This is a genomic window from Streptomyces sp. NPDC012935, assembly GCF_042900345.1.
In the GTDB taxonomy this organism is placed as follows: Bacteria; Actinomycetota; Actinomycetes; order Streptomycetales; family Streptomycetaceae; genus Streptomyces.
In genome coordinates, this window is sequence record NZ_JBIBBC010000002.1 from 623316 (window position 1) to 639084 (window position 15769).

A 15769-nucleotide genomic window follows, 5' to 3' on the forward strand; every position below is an offset into this window, starting at 1 on the left:
GCCGCCAAGCAGCAGACGGCCGCCAAGAAGTCGATGGCTGCCAAGGAGTCGACGGCTGTCAAGGAGTCAACGGCCGCCAAGAAGTCGACGGCCGCCGAGAAAGCCGCACCCGCCAAGAAGTCGGCAAGCGCGAAGAAGGCGACGAGCGCGAAGAAAACGGCGAGTGCCAAGAAGGCGACCGTGGCAAGGGCGAGCACGAAGAGGGCGGTCAGTAAAAAACCGGCCATCGTCCCCGAGAAGGCCACCGCCTCGGTGAAGGGCGCGTCTGCCGTCAAGACCGTCACCCCGAAGCCCCCCACGGCCGAGTCCCGCACCGCCCTCGTCCGCCGCGCCCGCCGAATCAACCGTGAGCTCGCCGACGTATACCCGTACGCCCACCCCGAACTGGACTTCGACAACCCGTTCCAGCTCCTGGTCGCCACGGTCCTGTCCGCCCAGACCACCGACCTGCGCGTCAACCAGACGACGCCCGCGCTCTTCGGCAAGTACCCGACCCCGGAGGATCTCTCGGCCGCCAACCCGGAGGAGGTCGAGGAGATCCTCCGTCCGTGCGGTTTCTTCCGCGCCAAGACCAGGTCGGTCATGGGCCTGTCGAAGGCGCTGGTGGAGAACCACGGCGGCGAGGTCCCGGGCAGGCTCGAGGATCTGGTCAAGCTGCCCGGCGTCGGCCGTAAGACGGCCTTCGTCGTCCTCGGCAACGCCTTCGGTCGCCCCGGCATCACCGTGGACACGCACTTCCAGCGGCTCGTGCGGCGCTGGCAGTGGACCGAGCAGACGGACCCCGACAAGATCGAGGCCGAGATCGCCGCACTGTTCCCCAAGAGCGACTGGACGGACCTCTCGCACCACGTGATCTGGCACGGCCGCCGCATCTGCCATGCCCGCAAGCCCGCGTGCGGCGCCTGCCCCATCGCGCCGCTCTGCCCGGCCTACGGCGAGGGCGAGACGGACCCCGAGAAGGCGAAGAAGCTCCTCAAGTACGAAAAGGGCGGCTTCCCCGGCCAGCGCCTCAAGCCTCCGCAGTCCTACCTGGACGCGGGCGGTAAGCCGGCCCCGCCGCTGGGGGCCGGATGACGTGGCCGAGCAGTGGTCGTACCGCAGGCCCGGAACGGACCGGGCGACGGCCGGCACGCATGCGTACGGCCCGCCCGGAACCGTTCGAGCACCCGCGGGCGTGTGGTCGTACGGCCATCCCCGGGCGGACGGGATGCCGTTCGGTGCGCGGGCGTGCGGAACGATCTAGGTGCCGTCGGGCGTTGGACTGGGCAGGACGAGGGGGGTGGCGATGACGCGGGCGAGCGATACACAGGGCGGACCGGTGGTGCTCAGCAATGAAGGGCTGCCGGCCTGGCTGGCCCCGGTGGTGCGGGTGGTGGAGACGGTCGAGCCGGTGCAGTTGAGCCGCTTCCTGCCGCCGGAGGACGGCGCCGGGCGCCAGTCCGCCGTACTGATCCTCTTCGGCGAGGGCGAGCGCGGGCCCGAGCTGCTGCTGATGGAGCGCGCCAGCTCACTGCGCTCCCATGCCGGGCAGCCCTCCTTCCCGGGCGGCGCCCTCGACCCCGAGGACGGCGACCCGCAGGCCGACGGGCCGCTGCGGGCCGCTCTCCGCGAGGCAGAGGAGGAGACCGGTCTCGATCCGAGCGGCGTCCAGCTCTTCGGTGTCCTGCCCAAGCTGTACATCCCGGTGAGCGGTTTCGTCGTGACGCCCGTGCTGGGCTGGTGGCGCGAGCCGAGCCCGGTCGACGTCGTCGATCCGAACGAGACGGCCCGCGTCTTCACCGTCCCCGTGGCGGATCTCACGGACCCGGCCAACCGTGCCACGACCGTCCACCCCAGCGGGCACCGAGGTCCGGCATTTCTGGTCGAATCGGCCCTGGTCTGGGGCTTCACGGCCGGCATCATCGACCGTCTGCTGCACTACTCGGGCTGGGAGCAGCCCTGGGACAGAGGTAAGCAGGTCCCGCTCGACTGGCGGTCATGACAGGGTGGCCTCCGTGAATGTGCTGGACATCCTGTTGCTGGTCGCCGCCGTGTGGTTCGCGATCGTGGGCTACCGCCAGGGCTTCGTCGTCGGCATCCTGTCGGTGATCGGTTTCCTCGGCGGCGGCCTCGTGGCCGTCTACCTCCTCCCGGTCATCTGGGACGCGCTGACCGACAACGCCGAGGTGAGCACGACCGCCGCCGTCGTCGCGGTTGTCGTCGTGATCGTCTGCGCCTCCGTCGGCCAGGCGCTGACCACCCACCTCGGCAACAAGCTGCGCCGGTACATCACCTGGTCCCCGGCCCGCGCCCTGGACGCGACCGGCGGCGCCCTCGTCAACGTGGTGGCGATGTTGCTGGTGGCCTGGCTCATCGGCTCCGCGCTAGCCGGGACCACCCTGCCGACGCTCGGCAAGGAGGTCCGTAGCTCCAAGGTGCTGCTCGGTGTCTCTCGGGCCCTGCCCGACCAGGCGGACACCTGGTTCGCGGACTTCTCCACGGTCCTCGCGCAGAACGGCTTCCCGCAGGTCTTCAGCCCGTTCTCGAACGAGCCGATCAACGAGGTCAGGCCCCCTGACCCGGCCCTGGCGGGCAGCCCGGTGGCCACCCGCGCCCAGCGCTCCATCGTCAAGGTCATGGGCACGGCGACGAGTTGCGGCAAGGTACTGGAGGGCACCGGCTTCGTCTTCGCCGACCGCCGCATCATGACCAACGCGCACGTCGTCGGCGGAGTCGACGAACCGACCGTCCAGATAGGGGGCGAGGGCAGGAAGTACGACGCCACCGTCGTCCTCTATGACTGGGAGCGCGACATCGCCGTACTCGACGTGCCCGACATGGACGCGCCCGCACTGCAGTTCACGGCCACGGACGCCGAGAGCGGCGACGGCGCGATCATCGCTGGCTTCCCGGAGAACGGCGCGTACGACGTGCGTGCCGCGCGCGTGCGCGGGCGTCTGCCCGCCAACGGCCCGGACATCTACCACCGCGGCACCGTGCGCCGTGACGTCTACTCGCTGTACGCGACGGTGCGTCAGGGCAACTCCGGCGGCCCGCTGCTCACGCCCGAGGGCAAGGTGTACGGCGTGGTCTTCGCCAAGTCCCTCGACGACGCCGAGACCGGCTACGCGCTCACCGCGGACGAGATCCAGGAAGACATCGTCAAGGGGCGTACCGCCAACCAGCAGGTGGACAGCGACAGCTGCGCGCTGTAGTCCCAGGTGTCGGTGCCGAGGGGCTGCTGGGCGCGGCCGGTGTCAGGTGCGCGGGTGGCGCAGCCGCACCGAGACCCAGCGGGCCCGGCGGCGCAGGATGCGCGGAATGCCCACCCGAAGGTCCGAGCCCGGCATCTGCGGGGCGGTACCTCGCTGGTGGGAGCTCAGCCCACTGGCCGAGCGGCGATTGCGTGCTGCGTCACTGTAGTCGTGCGTCCAGCCCATACCCCGACGTCTGCCCCTGCCCCAAGGTCGATAACCGCCCCCAGGGCCCCCAATTGGCCTATGCGCCAGGCAATTGGCTGTTCGTAGTACACCTGTTCAGATCCGGATACCGGGCGCATCGGCGCGGTCACCGATCGGGTTCGGGATCTTTCAGCCAGTTGATCAGTTCGGTGGAGAAAGCGACCGGGTCTTCCTCGTGCGGGAAGTGCCCGAGCCCGTCGAACAGCCGCCAGCGGTACGGCGCTTCGACGTACTCTCCGGAGCCGGCCGCGCTGCGCGTACGCATCACGGGGTCGAGCGAGCCGTGCAGATGCAGCGTCGGGACGCGCACCGGGCGCTTCATGCGCCGGTTGAACTGGATGCCGTCGGGACGGGCCAGCGAGCGCACCATCCACCGGTACGGCTCGATGGAGCAGTGCGCCGTCGACGGGATGCAGATCGCGCGGCGGTACGTCTCCACCGCCTCGTCGTCCGGCAGCCGCGGCCCCGACCAGTCCCGGACCAGCCGCGCGACGAGCGCCCCGTCGTCGGCGGTCAGCTGCCGCTCAGGGACCCAGGGCCGCTGGAACCCCCAGATGTAGGAACTCGCACTCGTCTGCTTGACGTCCGAGAGCATCGCCGAACGCCAGCGCCGCGGGTGCGGCATGGAGGCCACCGCGAGCCGTCGTACGAGCTTGGGACGCATCACGGCCGCCGTCCACGCCAGATAGCCACCCAGGTCGTGCCCGACCAGCGCGGCGTCGGGCTCACCGAGCGAGCGGACCACGCCGGTGATGTCGAGGGCGAGGTTGGCCGGGTCGTAACCGCGCGGAGTGCGGTCGCTGCCGCCGACGCCCCTGAGGTCCATCGCCACCGCCCGGAAGCCCGCGTCGGCGAGGGCGACGAGTTGGTGCCGCCAGGTCCACCAGAACTGCGGGAAACCGTGCAGGAGCAGCACCAGCGGGCCGTCGCCCATCTCGGCGATGTGGAAGCGCGCACCATTGGCGGCTACGTCCCTGTGTGTCCAGGGACCATCGGGTCGTACGACCGAGGCAGGCTGCGCCGAGGGGGTGGCGGGATCCGTCATGACGACGAGCGTGCCACAGCCTCGATGGCCGGGGGCGTCCGGCCCTCCAGCTCCGGTGCCGTCGCCGGGGCCGGACGCGGATGCGGCTTGGCCTTCTGCAGGACGCCCGCCGTCTCCTTCACCGAGGCGGCGACCTTCTGCGGCCCCTGACTCTTCTTCGCCTTCTTCGCGAACACGACACCGATCAACGCGAGCACGAGGGCGATGAGGACGTTCGCCGCGAAGGACAGCACGAAACAGATCGCGAGGTTCCAGTCGCTCCAGGTCCGAATGCCGTACGCGAGGGCGAAGTTCAGCATCGGCAGCGAGAACACCAGCACAGCGGCGGCCACCGTGAACGCGCCGCCGCTCGTCGCGCCGCGCTTGACGTCCTGCTTGAGCTGCGCTTTCGCCAGTGCGATCTCGTCGTGCACCAGCGCCGACATCTCGGTCGTCGCCGAGGCGAACAGCTGGCCGATGCTGCGTTCGGTGCCGACCGGGCTGCCGTCGGGTGCGCTCATCGCGGGGTCTCCCTCGTAGTCACGGTTCCGTCTTCTGCCTGACTGGGTGCGGTTCCGTCTTTTGTGCCGTCCCGTCAGATCATGCCCGACGCTGCTCCTCCTCGCCTGCCCCGCCCGCCACTTCGGCAAGCGCGTGGCGTGCGGCGACCTTCTCCTCGGCGATACGGCGGTGCTCGGCGGCCTTACGGTCGTGGATGGCGGCCATCCGCAGGTGGTACTCCGGAGTGTCCTCCTCGTAGATGTCTGGAATGCCGCTCTCGTCCTCGTCGCGCTCCTCGGCCTCGACCATCGCGCGGTACTTGGCGTTCCGTACCTTCAGCAGCACCGTCGCCAAAGTCGCCGCGATGAGGGAGCCGACCAGCACGGCGGCCTTGACCCCGCTGGTCAGCGTGGCGTCGCCCTCGAAGGCGAGCTCCCCGATCAGCAGCGAGACGGTGAAGCCGATGCCGGCGAGGGTGGCCACGGCGAACACGTCCGCCCACTCGAGGTCGTCGCTCAGCGAGGCCTTGGTGAAACGTGCCGTCAGCCAGGTACCGGCGAAGATCCCGATCGTCTTGCCGACGACGAGCCCGAGGACGACACCGAGCGTCTCCGGCTGGACGAACACGTCACCGAGCGCACCACCGGAGATGGCCACGCCGGCGCTGAACAACGCGAACAGCGGCACGGCCAGACCCGCCGACAGGGGGCGTACGAGATGCTCGATGCGCTCACCGGGGGAGTGCTCCTCGCCCTCGCGCCGGGTGCAGCGCAGCATCAGGCCCATCGCCACGCCGGCGATGGTGGCGTGGACGCCGCTGTTGTACATCAGCGCCCAGATGACGAGGGCGAGCGGAACGTACACGTACCACCCGCGTACGCCCATCCTCAGCAGCAGCCAGAAGACGACCAGCCCGACGACGGCACCGCCGAGCGCCGCGAAGTCGATCTGGTCGGTGAAGAAGATCGCGATGATCAGGATCGCGAAGAGGTCGTCGACGACGGCGAGGGTGAGCAGGAACGCGCGCAGGGCGCTCGGCAGGGAGGTGCCGATGACGGCGAGCACGGCCAGCGCGAAGGCGATGTCCGTCGCGGTCGGGACGGCCCAGCCCGCCGACGAGCCGCCCCCGGTGACATTGGTCAGCGTGTAGACCAGCGCGGGCACCGCCATCCCGCACAGCGCGGCGACGACCGGCAGCACGGCCGCCTTGGGGTCCCGGAGATCGCCGGCGACCAGCTCACGCTTGAGCTCGATACCGGCGACGAAGAAGAAGATCGCGAGGAGTCCGTCGGCGGCCCAGTGCTCGACGGACAGATCCAGCCCCAGGGCCTCGGGGCCGATGTGGAAGTGGCTGACGCTCTCGTAGCTGTCGTGCAGTGCGGGAACGTTTGCCCAGACCAGCGCGGCGATCGCGGCGACGAGCAGCAGCACACCACCGACGGTCTCGGTGCGCAGCGCGTCCGCGACGAAGTTCCGCTCGGGGAGGGACAGCCGCGCGAAGACCTTGCGGGCGGGAGCGGTGGTGCGGGACGCGGCCACGAGGAAGACCTCCGGTCGGTGGGCAGGACAGAACACATGCCGACCAGACTTCCCGGCGCACCTGAGCGTGAGGCTATTTTTGGTTAGCTTACCTAAGGGTGCGTCGGGGTGCATCCGTCGAGTTCCACCGTACGTACGCGAAGGGCACCCGGCGCGCTTGACGCCGGGTGCCCTTCGCGGTCGTGCTCAGTCCCTGCCGTACTCGGACTGCTTGCCGGCTCAGTCCTCGCTCGGCGCCGCCGGGAGCTTCGCCTGGATGAGGTCCATGACGGCCGAGTCGGTCAGCGTGGTGACATCACCGAGCTGGCGGTTCTCGGCGACGTCCCGCAGCAGTCGGCGCATGATCTTGCCGGAGCGGGTCTTCGGCAGCTCGGCCACCGGCAGGATCCGCTTCGGCTTGGCGATCGGGCCGAGGGTGGTGCCGACGTGGTTGCGCAGGTCGTTGACGAGGCCCTCGTCCTCGGCGTTCGCCGTACCGCGCAGGATCACGAAGGCGACGATCGCCTGCCCGGTGGTCTCGTCGGCGGCACCCACGACGGCCGCCTCGGCGACGGACGGGTGGGAGACCAGCGCGGACTCGACCTCCGTGGTGGAGATGTTGTGGCCCGACACGAGCATGACGTCGTCGACGCGCCCGAGGAGCCAGATGTCCCCGTCGTCGTCCTTCTTCGCCCCGTCACCGGCGAAGTACTTGCCCTCGAACCGCGACCAGTACGTGTCGATGAACCGCTGGTCGTCGCCCCAGATGGTGCGCAGCATCGACGGCCACGGCTCGGTCAGGACCAGATAGCCACCACCGCCGTTGGGCACCTCGTTCGCCTCGTCGTCGACGACGGTCGCGGCGATGCCGGGCAGTGGCGTCTGCGCGGAACCGGGCTTGGCCTCCGTGACACCCGGCAACGGCGAGATCATCATCGCGCCGGTCTCCGTCTGCCACCACGTGTCCACGATCGGGGTGCGGTCGCCGCCGATGTTCTTGCGGTACCAGATCCACGCCTCGGGGTTGATCGGCTCACCGACGGACCCGAGCACCCGGAGGCTGCCGAGGTCGAACTTCGCGGGGATGTCGTCGCCCCACTTCATGAACGTACGGATCGCCGTCGGTGCCGTGTACAGGATCGTCACCCCGTACTTCTGGACGATCTCCCAGAACCGGCCCTGGTGCGGAGTGTCCGGCGTGCCCTCGTACATGACCTGCGTCGCGCCGTTCGCCAGCGGCCCGTACACGATGTACGAGTGCCCGGTCACCCAGCCGACGTCGGCGGTGCACCAGTAGACGTCCGTCTCCGGCTTGAGATCGAAGACCGAGTGGTGGGTGTACGCGGTCTGGGTGAGGTAACCGCCGGAGGTGTGCAGGATGCCCTTCGGCTTCCCCGTCGTCCCGGACGTGTACAGGATGAAGAGCGGGTGCTCCGCCTCGAACGCCTCAGGCGTGTGCTCGGCGCTCTGCCGCTCGACGATCTCGTGCCACCACACGTCGCGGCTGTCGTCCCAGGCGACCTCCTGCCCGGTGCGCCGGACGACGAGCACATGCTCGACGTTCTCCACGCGCGCGACCGCGTCGTCCACGGCCGGCTTGAGCGCGGACGGCTTGCCGCGTCGGTAACCGCCGTCGGAGGTGATGACGACCTTGGCGTCGGCGTCCTGGATCCGGGTGGCGAGCGCGTCCGCCGAGAAGCCGCCGAAGACGACGGAGTGCGCGGCGCCGATACGCGCGCAGGCCAGCATCGCGACCGCCGTCTCGGGAATCATCGGCATGTAGACCGCGACCCGGTCGCCCTTCTGAACACCCAGCTCCAGCAGGGCGTTGGCGGCCTTGGAGACCTCGTCCTTGAGCTCGGCGTAGGTGATCGCGCGGCTGTCGCCGGGCTCGCCCTCGAAGTGGATGGCGATCCGGTCGCCGTGTCCGGCCTCCACATGCCGGTCCACGCAGTTGTACGCGACGTTGAGCTCGCCGTCCTTGAACCACTTCGCGAACGGCGGGTTCGACCAGTCCAGCGTCTCGGTAGGCTCCTTGGCCCAGGTCAGCCGGCGGGCCTGCTCGGCCCAGAAGCCGAGCCTGTCAGCCTTGGCCTGTTCATACGCCTCCGCGGTGACGTTGGCGCCAGCGGCCAGGTCGGCGGGGGGTGCGAACCTGCGTTCTTCCTTGAGCAGGTTGGCCAGGCTTTCGTTGCTCACGACATCTCCCTTTCCCAGGGTGTCCGTTGTGTCCCAGGCCACAGCTCATCAGACCCGGGGGCCCGATGACAAGGGTCGACGGAAAATTGGTTTAGACCTGTCGGCGGGGTGGTCCCGGGAGGCCCGGAGTGCTTTCCGGACGCCGGGGTGAACGCGCCGCGGTCATCCGTTCCCACGGACGCCGTCCGGACGCGGTTCAGGTCTGTAATCCCTTTCACATTCCATCCCGGTCCAGCCCATCCCGGTCCAGGCGAAACGCCGACCCGGCGGGAAAGCCGCTCCGTGGGTCGGCGCCCCGCCCGGACGTGCCTCCTCCCACGTGAAGCGCGCCGCACGTGAAGCGTGAAGCGCGCCCCACGCGGCCCAAGTGAAGCGCGGCCCCGCACCGAGCGGGGCCGCGCGCACCTCCCCGCTTCACGCCGACAGATCCGCCACTCCCACGTGGTCGAACACGTCGTCCGTACCTTCCTCGCCCTCCTCGGCGAGCAGATATGCCTGCGCCTCGCCCACGTGGAAGTACATCCCGTGCAGTTCCAGCGCCCCCTCCCGCAGGGCCCGGTCCACCGACTCGTGCGCTCGCAGATGCTCCAGCTGCTGGACCACGTTGGTCAGGCACAACTGCTCGACCGCGTCGGCCGGTGCCCGCCCGGCGAGTCTGGCCCACGGTCGGTCCTCGTCGGACATCCGCTCCAGGCTCGGCAGCCCGTGCCGCAGCCATCTCCGGAGCGGGGTCTGCGGGGCCAGCGGGCCGTCCGGTTCGGCGTTGAGCAGCGCCTGCATGGCCCCGCACCCGGAGTGCCCGCACACCGTGACGGACCGCACCTCCAGCACGTCCACCGCGTACTCGATCGCGGCCGCCACCGAGTCGTCCCCGCTCTCCTGGCCGGGCAGCGGAACGAGGTTGCCCACATTGCGCACCACGAACAGGTCGCCGGGGCCGCTGGAGGTGATCATCGACGTGACCAGCCGTGAGTCCGCGCAGGTGAGGAACAGCTGGGACGGCTGCTGCCCCTCCCGCGCCAGCCGCGCCAGCTCGCCCCGCACCAGAGGCGCGGTGTTGCGCTGGAACGCGCTGATGCCACGGGCCAGTTGCCGGCCGCTCCGGCTCCCGTCGGTGCCGCCGACCGTCCCGCGGATCTCGCCGCCCGAGCCGGCCCTGTCGGCCCCGCTCTCGTCGGGCCGGCCGGATCCGGCGGGGCCTTCGGTGCCGCCGGACCTCTCGGCACCGTCGACGGTGGCGAGTTCGCCGGTGCCGTCGGAGGAGCCGGTGTCGCCAAGGGCATCTGTGCTGCCAGAGGCTCCAGTGCTGCTGGGCGGGCCTGCCTCGTCGCTGTCGCCGGTCGCGATCTCCTGCGCTTCCCCGGCCTCTCCGTCGCGGGATGCCTGGGACTCCGGGATCTCGCACTGGTGGTTGCGCCAGGCTGTCCACGGGTGGCAACGGCAGTCGGCCGACTCGGCCGCGCCCGTCCCGTCGAGATGGAGACCGACCGGTCCTGTCGGCTCACCGATCCGGACCCCGGATCTGCGGCCGATCAGCTCGACGGAGCCGCCGTGGGCAGTGTGCGTGTTCTGCCAGTCCTGCAGTGACTCGTAGGCCGCGTGGTCCATGAACGAACCGTCCAACTCCACCACGGCCTGGGCGCCTTGGGGTACGAGATGCAGGGCCCGGCTGAGCCGCGGCACCGCGAGGAACGTCAACTGGCCTCTGACGTGTACGTGATGGACTCCTTCCTTCTCGTCATGCGTGATGCGGGTGCGGGTGAGGCGGTGCAGGGCGACGGCGACGGCCATGGCGATTCCCAGCGCCACGCCCTCCAGTACGCCGAAGAGCACCACGCCGAGGGTGGTGATGGCGTACACCAGCACCTCACGGTGGCGGGTCACCGTGCGGATGTGGTGCAGGGACACCATCTGGATGCCGACGGCCATCACCAGGGCGGCGAGCGAGGCGAGCGGGATGACCTCCAGGATCGGGACCATCAGCAGCGCGGCGACTACTACGAGAACGCCGTGCAGCATCGTGGAGTTCCGGCTGACGGCACCGGCTTGCACATTCGCGGAACTGCGCACGGCCACCCCGGCGATGGGGAGCCCGCCGAGCACGCCTGAGACGACGTTGGCGGCGCCCTGACCGAGCAGCTCACGGTCCAGGTCGGAGCGCCCGACGCGGGCGGACAGCTCCGGCCGGGTGGCGACCAGCTTGTCCACGGCGACCGCACCGAGCAGCGACTGCACGCTGCACACCAGCGTGATGGTCAGCACGGCGGCCACCAGGCCGAGGACCGGGCCCTCGGGAAGTGCGGCCAGCGCGTGGCTGCTCCAGGACGGCAGGTCGACCTTGGGCAGGCTGAGCCCGGCGAGTGAGGCGGCTGTGCTGGCTCCGGCGACGGCGACGAGCGGGGCCGGCACCTTGCGCAGGAGCCCACCCGTGCGGCCTGGAATCCGGGGCCAGGCCAACAGCAGGGCGAGGGTCAGCGCGCTCACCGACAGGGCAGCCGCATGCACACCGGCCAACTGGGCCGGCAGCTCACGCACGTTGTCGAGGACGGAGCTGTGCGGGGTGCCGCCGAGGACGATGTGGAGCTGGGCCACGGCGATGGTGACGCCGATGCCGGCGAGCATGCCGTGCACGATGGCGGGGCTGACGGCGAGCGCGGAGCGTGCCACGCGCACGAAGCCGAGCCCGAGTTGGGCGACGCCGGCGAGGACGGTGATGGCACAGGTCGTACGCCATCCGTATCGCTGGATGAGCTCGGCGGTGACGACCGTGAGACCGGCCGCGGGGCCGCTGACCTGGAGCGGGGTGCCGCCGAGATAGCCGACGACGATCCCCCCGACGGCGGCGGCGACGAGGCCGGCCTGGAGGGGCGCGCCGGTGGCGAGGGCGATGCCCAGGGACAGGGGGAGGGCGATCAGGAAGACCGCGATCGAGGCCGACACGTCGGCGCCCGCGATGCGGTGACGGGGCCGGCTCGGGGGCGGGCTGTGGGGCTCGTGGAGGCGCTTTTCGCGGCTCGGTTCGTCGGTGCGGGTGGGGACGAAGGCTGACATGTTTTCCCGTCTCCTCCGGGGCAGCGCGGTCGCGGATCTGGTGGTCCCCCGCTCTTCGGCGAGGGGTCGGGTCGCGGCCGTGTGGTCACGGCTTGCAGCGGCGGGATGCATCAACAGTCGGTAAATGGATCGTAATGCAGAGTAAAGGACCGGAATAGTTTTTCCGAGCAAATGGACTAATAAATCCCCCTGAAGAGTGAAGTGGTCAATTAGTCGGCTTGTCGTACTAATTCCTTCTCGGTCCCATGCGACTTTGACGGCGCTGTCGGCACCCGAGAGAAGGAAGAAGGTGGACGGAACATGGCCGCCACCCGCCACAACGCTGCCCCCCGCAGAATCGCCGCATCACGCAGGGCCTCCGCGACGCACATGCTCGTGGCGACGCACAGGATTACCGCGGGCACCGCGATCGCGGCGGTCTGTGCCGCTTCGCTCGCCGGTTGCTCGACCGGCACCGACGCCGGGCAGGGCGTGCCCGGGCCGCCGAAGGCCAAGCCGGCGGCACCCGCGCCGCAGAACGTCGTCCGCCTGATCGGCGACGGATCCACCGCGTACACCGGAGCGCAGCCGCACCTGCCCAGACCTGAGCGACTGAAGCCCGGTCAGAAGCCACCGCAGTTCGTGGTGTTCTCCTGGGACGGCGCCGGCGAGGACAGCCAGAAGCTGTTCTCCCACTTCCGCGAGGTCTCCAAGGCGAACAACGCGACGATGACGTATTTCCTCAGTGGCGTGTACATGCTGCCGAACCACAAACGCGACCTGTACCGGCCGCCGCAGCACTCCCCGGGCCGCTCCGACATCGGCTTCAACGACGAGGAGGGCATCGCCGACACCGTGAAGCAACTGCGCCTCGCGTGGCTCGAAGGCAACGAGATCGGCACACACTTCAACGGCCATTTCTGCGGCAGCGACGGCGGAGTCGGCGAGTGGTCGGTGGAGGAATGGAAGGAGGAGATCGCCCAGGCGAAGAAGTTCGTGAAGTCGTGGAAGACAAACGCCGGCATGACGAAGGCGACCCCTCTGCCCTTCGACTACGACAAGGAGCTCATCGGCGCCCGCACACCCTGCCTGGAAGGCCAGAAGAACTTCGTGAAGGCCGCGCGGGATCTCGGCTTCCGCTATGACTCCAGCGGCGTCAACACCCAGCTCTGGCCCACGAAGAAGGAAGGCCTGTGGGATCTGTCGCTGCAGCTCGTGCCCTTCCCCGGGCACTCCTACGAGCAGCTCACCATGGACTACAACTTCATGGTCAACCAGTCGGGCACCGACAGTCAGGGAGACCCCGCCAAGCACGACTTCTGGGGCGACCAGATGCGCGACGGTCTGCTCAAGGGCTTCCATCGGGCTTACGACGGCAATCGCGCACCCCTGATCATCGGCAACCACTTCGAGTCCTGGAACGGCGGCACCTACATGCGCGCCGTCGAGGACGTCGTCGAGGCCGTCTGCAACAAGCCCGACGTGCGCTGCGTGTCCTTCCGCCAGCTCGCTGACTGGCTGGACGCCCAGGACCCGGCGACCTTGAAGAAGCTGCGCACCCTTGGGGTCGGTGAGGCCCCGAAGGAGGGCTGGGCCTCCTTCCTGTCGGGGCGCCCGGCCCCGGCACCGAAGGGGGTGCCCGGGGCTCCGGCGGTCGGGGAACGGGACAAGGGCTAGGACAAGTCGGTCAGGCAGTCGGATGCAGAGGGGAGTTGTTGCCCCCGGACAGGGCCGCGACCTTCTCGCCGAGTACGAATCCGGGGTCGATCTGTGCCGCCAGGTCGGCCCCGGTGCGCTCGTTTCCCCAGGACTGGGCGTTCTTCAGGTGGAAGTGCACCATCTGGCGGGTGTAATGCTCCCAGTCCCGCAGCTCGTACGTGGCGTCCACGGCCGTGTGCAGGCGGCGCAGGGCGCTTTGGTTGATGTCCTCCAGGAGCTCGAACCGAGGCGGGCGGCCCTTCTCCATGGCGCGCACCCAGTCCGAGTGCCCGACGGTCACCAGCAGGTCGTCCCCGACCTCGGCGCGGAGGAAGTCGAGATCATCCTGACTCTGCACCTTGTTGCCGACGACTTTCAGGATGACGCCGAAGTCGCGGGCGTACTCCTTGTACTGGCGATAGACGGAGACCCCCTTCCGGGTCGGCTCGGCGACGAGGAACGTGATGTCGAAGCGGGTGAACATCCCGGAGGCGAAGGAGTCCGAGCCCGCTGTCATGTCGACCACGACGTACTCGTCGGGGCCGTCCACCAGGTGGTTCAGGAACAGCTCCACCGCCCCCGTCTTGGAGTGGTAGCAGGCGACCCCGAGATCGGAGTCGGTGAAAGGGCCGGTGACCATCAAACGGACAGCGCCGCCGTCGAGTTCCACCGGCCGGGCGCAGGCGTCGTACACCGCATTGCTCTCACACACCCGCAGCAGCCGCGATCCCTGGCCCGGGGGCGTCGTCTTGATCATCGTCCGCGCCGAGGCGATCCGCGGGTTGGAACCGCGCAGGTAGTCCTTGATCAGAGACAGCCGCTCGCCCATCGCGGGCAGTGCCGCGGCCTCCGTGTCGTCGAGGCCCAGGGCGGCTCCCAAGTGCTGGTTGATGTCGGCGTCGACGGCGACGACGGGTGCGCCGGCCGCGGCGAGGTGGCGGATGAACAGGGAGGACAGGGTCGTCTTGCCGCTGCCGCCCTTCCCGACGAAAGCAATTTTCATGTTCACAAAGGGTAGTGGAGTGATAGCTGTACGTGGCATGCGTGCGTGAAGAAGGCCACTCGATCGTGGGGTGCGCGCCCTGGTTGCGTAGTGTCGTACTCATGAGTACGACAGGCGCGTCCGCCGATCCGCTGGCGACTCTCGGTTCCCTGCCCGGTGTGCCCGAGTCCGTGGAGTCCGTGCGTAAGTCCGTGGACCGGGTGTACGGGCACCGGATCATGCGGCGCCGCAGCAACGAGATCACCGCCGAGGCGGCGCTGCGCGGCGCCCGAGGGTCCGCGTCGCTGTCCGGCGCCGACTGGGCGCTGGAAGAGGTGCGCCGGCGGACCGACTTCAGTGGTGACGACGAGGCACGCGTTGTGGGAGCCTCCCTGCGGTTGACGGCCGAGGCGGGTCAACTGCTCTCCATCTGGCGGCAGTCGCCGCTACGGGTGCTGGCCCGGCTGCACCTGGTGGCGGCGGCAGGCAAGGACGACCGGGTCGGACGGCCCCGGCAGGAAGGCGAGCCGGTCGACGAGCCGCTGGTCGAGCTGCCGCTGCCGAGCGCGGCGGAGGTGCATGGCCGTCTGGAGGGGCTGTCCGAGCTGATCATCGCCGGCGGTTCGGCGCCCGCGCTGGTGACGGCCGCCATCGTGCACGGCGAGCTTCTCGCGCTGCGCCCCTTCACCTCCCACAACGGCCTGGTCGCGCGCACGGCCGAGCGCATCGTCCTGGTCGGCAGCGGTCTCGACCCGAAGTCCGTCTGCCCGGCCGAGGTCGGCCACGGCGAACTGGGCCGCGCCGCCTACCTGGCGGCCCTCGAGGGTTACGTCTCGGGCACCCCCGAAGGTATGGCCGCCTGGATCGCCCACTGCGGCAAGGCGATCGAGCTCGGCGCGCGCGAGTCGACGGCTGTCTGCGAGGCGCTTCAGCGCGGCGCGGCGTGACGCCCGCGTGGGGTGTTGCGGGCCGCGGGGCATTTCGATGCGCAGGGCATGATGCGCAGGGCATGAAAAAAGCCCCCGCGGGGGCTTCTAAGAGTTGCGGCGGTACGAGGATTCGTACCGCCGCTGGCATGTCCACCGGGTTACCAAGCGTCCTCGATATGTTGCCCATCAGGTCGGGAACTTTGCCCGTCACCTGGTGCGGCTGGCCCGTAATCGACGGGTCGACGTCGCGTGGGTGCTCGGTGTCCATGCTCGGTCCGTGGGGCCAAATGCGTATTTAAGGTGATCCTCTCGGATGTCCTTGGTCTCGCGGGCCGTTGAGTCCTTTGTACTCCAGGACCCAACCAAGCGGAAGGCCTGGCTGCAGTTCTTTACTTTTGCTCGCAAAACGGAGACAAACGGTCATCGGTATGTCGAACGTGGTGCGCGC

General features: G+C 69.4%; 12 protein-coding genes. 5 read left to right on the forward strand and 7 right to left on the reverse strand.

The features are described from left to right. Positions 1 to 33 precede the first annotated feature (33 nt). The 3 genes from nth to ACFY5C_RS08255 all read left to right on the forward strand — a co-directional run bounded on the left by nth (position 34) and on the right by ACFY5C_RS08255 (position 3194). The gene (gene nth, locus ACFY5C_RS08245; protein WP_389442213.1) at positions 34 to 1074 is read left to right on the forward strand and encodes an endonuclease III; all 1041 of its coding nucleotides are present in this window, start codon (positions 34 to 36) and stop codon (positions 1072 to 1074) included. A 211-nt stretch (positions 1075 to 1285) separates the two neighbouring features. Continuing rightward, entirely contained in the window at positions 1286 to 1981 is a 696-nt protein-coding gene (locus tag ACFY5C_RS08250) for an NUDIX hydrolase (protein WP_389441910.1), read from the forward strand. Positions 1982 to 1994: 13 nt separating this feature from the next. After that, positions 1995 to 3194, forward strand: a complete 1200-nt coding sequence (locus ACFY5C_RS08255; protein WP_389441912.1) for a MarP family serine protease — start codon at positions 1995 to 1997, stop codon at positions 3192 to 3194. A 42-nt stretch (positions 3195 to 3236) separates the two neighbouring features. Here the strand turns inward: ACFY5C_RS08255 and ACFY5C_RS08260 are convergent, their stop codons facing one another. The 6 genes from ACFY5C_RS08260 to ACFY5C_RS08285 all read right to left on the reverse strand — a co-directional run bounded on the left by ACFY5C_RS08260 (position 3237) and on the right by ACFY5C_RS08285 (position 11733). Next, a complete protein-coding gene (locus ACFY5C_RS08260) occupies positions 3237 to 3419 on the reverse strand; it encodes a hypothetical protein (protein WP_369272531.1) in 183 nt (60 codons plus the stop codon). Between the two features lie 127 nt (positions 3420 to 3546). Further along, positions 3547 to 4485: an alpha/beta hydrolase gene (locus ACFY5C_RS08265; RefSeq protein WP_328880228.1), complete on the reverse strand. Its 939-nt coding sequence runs from the start codon at positions 4483 to 4485 to the stop codon at positions 3547 to 3549. Further along, complete coding sequence (locus ACFY5C_RS08270) at positions 4482 to 4985, reverse strand: phage holin family protein (protein WP_389441914.1); 504 nt, start codon at positions 4983 to 4985, stop codon at positions 4482 to 4484. Before ACFY5C_RS08270 ends, ACFY5C_RS08265 begins: the two co-directional genes overlap by 4 nt. A gap of 79 nt (positions 4986 to 5064) precedes the next feature. Then, positions 5065 to 6504, reverse strand: coding sequence for a Na+/H+ antiporter NhaA (gene nhaA / locus ACFY5C_RS08275; RefSeq protein WP_389441916.1), 1440 nt, complete (start codon positions 6502 to 6504; stop codon positions 5065 to 5067). 219 nt (positions 6505 to 6723) lie between these two features. Next, positions 6724 to 8682: an acetate--CoA ligase gene (gene acs, locus ACFY5C_RS08280; protein WP_389441918.1), complete on the reverse strand. Its 1959-nt coding sequence runs from the start codon at positions 8680 to 8682 to the stop codon at positions 6724 to 6726. A 414-nt stretch (positions 8683 to 9096) separates the two neighbouring features. Next, positions 9097 to 11733: a bifunctional SulP family inorganic anion transporter/carbonic anhydrase gene (locus ACFY5C_RS08285; RefSeq protein ID WP_389441919.1), complete on the reverse strand. Its 2637-nt coding sequence runs from the start codon at positions 11731 to 11733 to the stop codon at positions 9097 to 9099. Positions 11734 to 12102: 369 nt separating this feature from the next. Between ACFY5C_RS08285 and ACFY5C_RS08290 the strand changes: the two genes are divergently transcribed. Further along, positions 12103 to 13389 (forward strand): hypothetical protein, encoded by a 1287-nt coding sequence (locus ACFY5C_RS08290; protein ID WP_389442216.1) that lies wholly within the window; start codon positions 12103 to 12105, stop codon positions 13387 to 13389. Between the two features lie 10 nt (positions 13390 to 13399). Here the strand turns inward: ACFY5C_RS08290 and ACFY5C_RS08295 are convergent, their stop codons facing one another. After that, entirely contained in the window at positions 13400 to 14413 is a 1014-nt protein-coding gene (locus ACFY5C_RS08295) for an ATP-binding protein (RefSeq protein WP_389441921.1), read from the reverse strand. Positions 14414 to 14514: 101 nt separating this feature from the next. Here ACFY5C_RS08295 and ACFY5C_RS08300 point away from each other — a divergent pair, with 101 nt between their 5' ends. Beyond that, positions 14515 to 15339, forward strand: coding sequence for an oxidoreductase (locus ACFY5C_RS08300; RefSeq protein ID WP_389441924.1), 825 nt, complete (start codon positions 14515 to 14517; stop codon positions 15337 to 15339). The last annotated feature ends 430 nt before the right edge of the window (positions 15340 to 15769 follow it).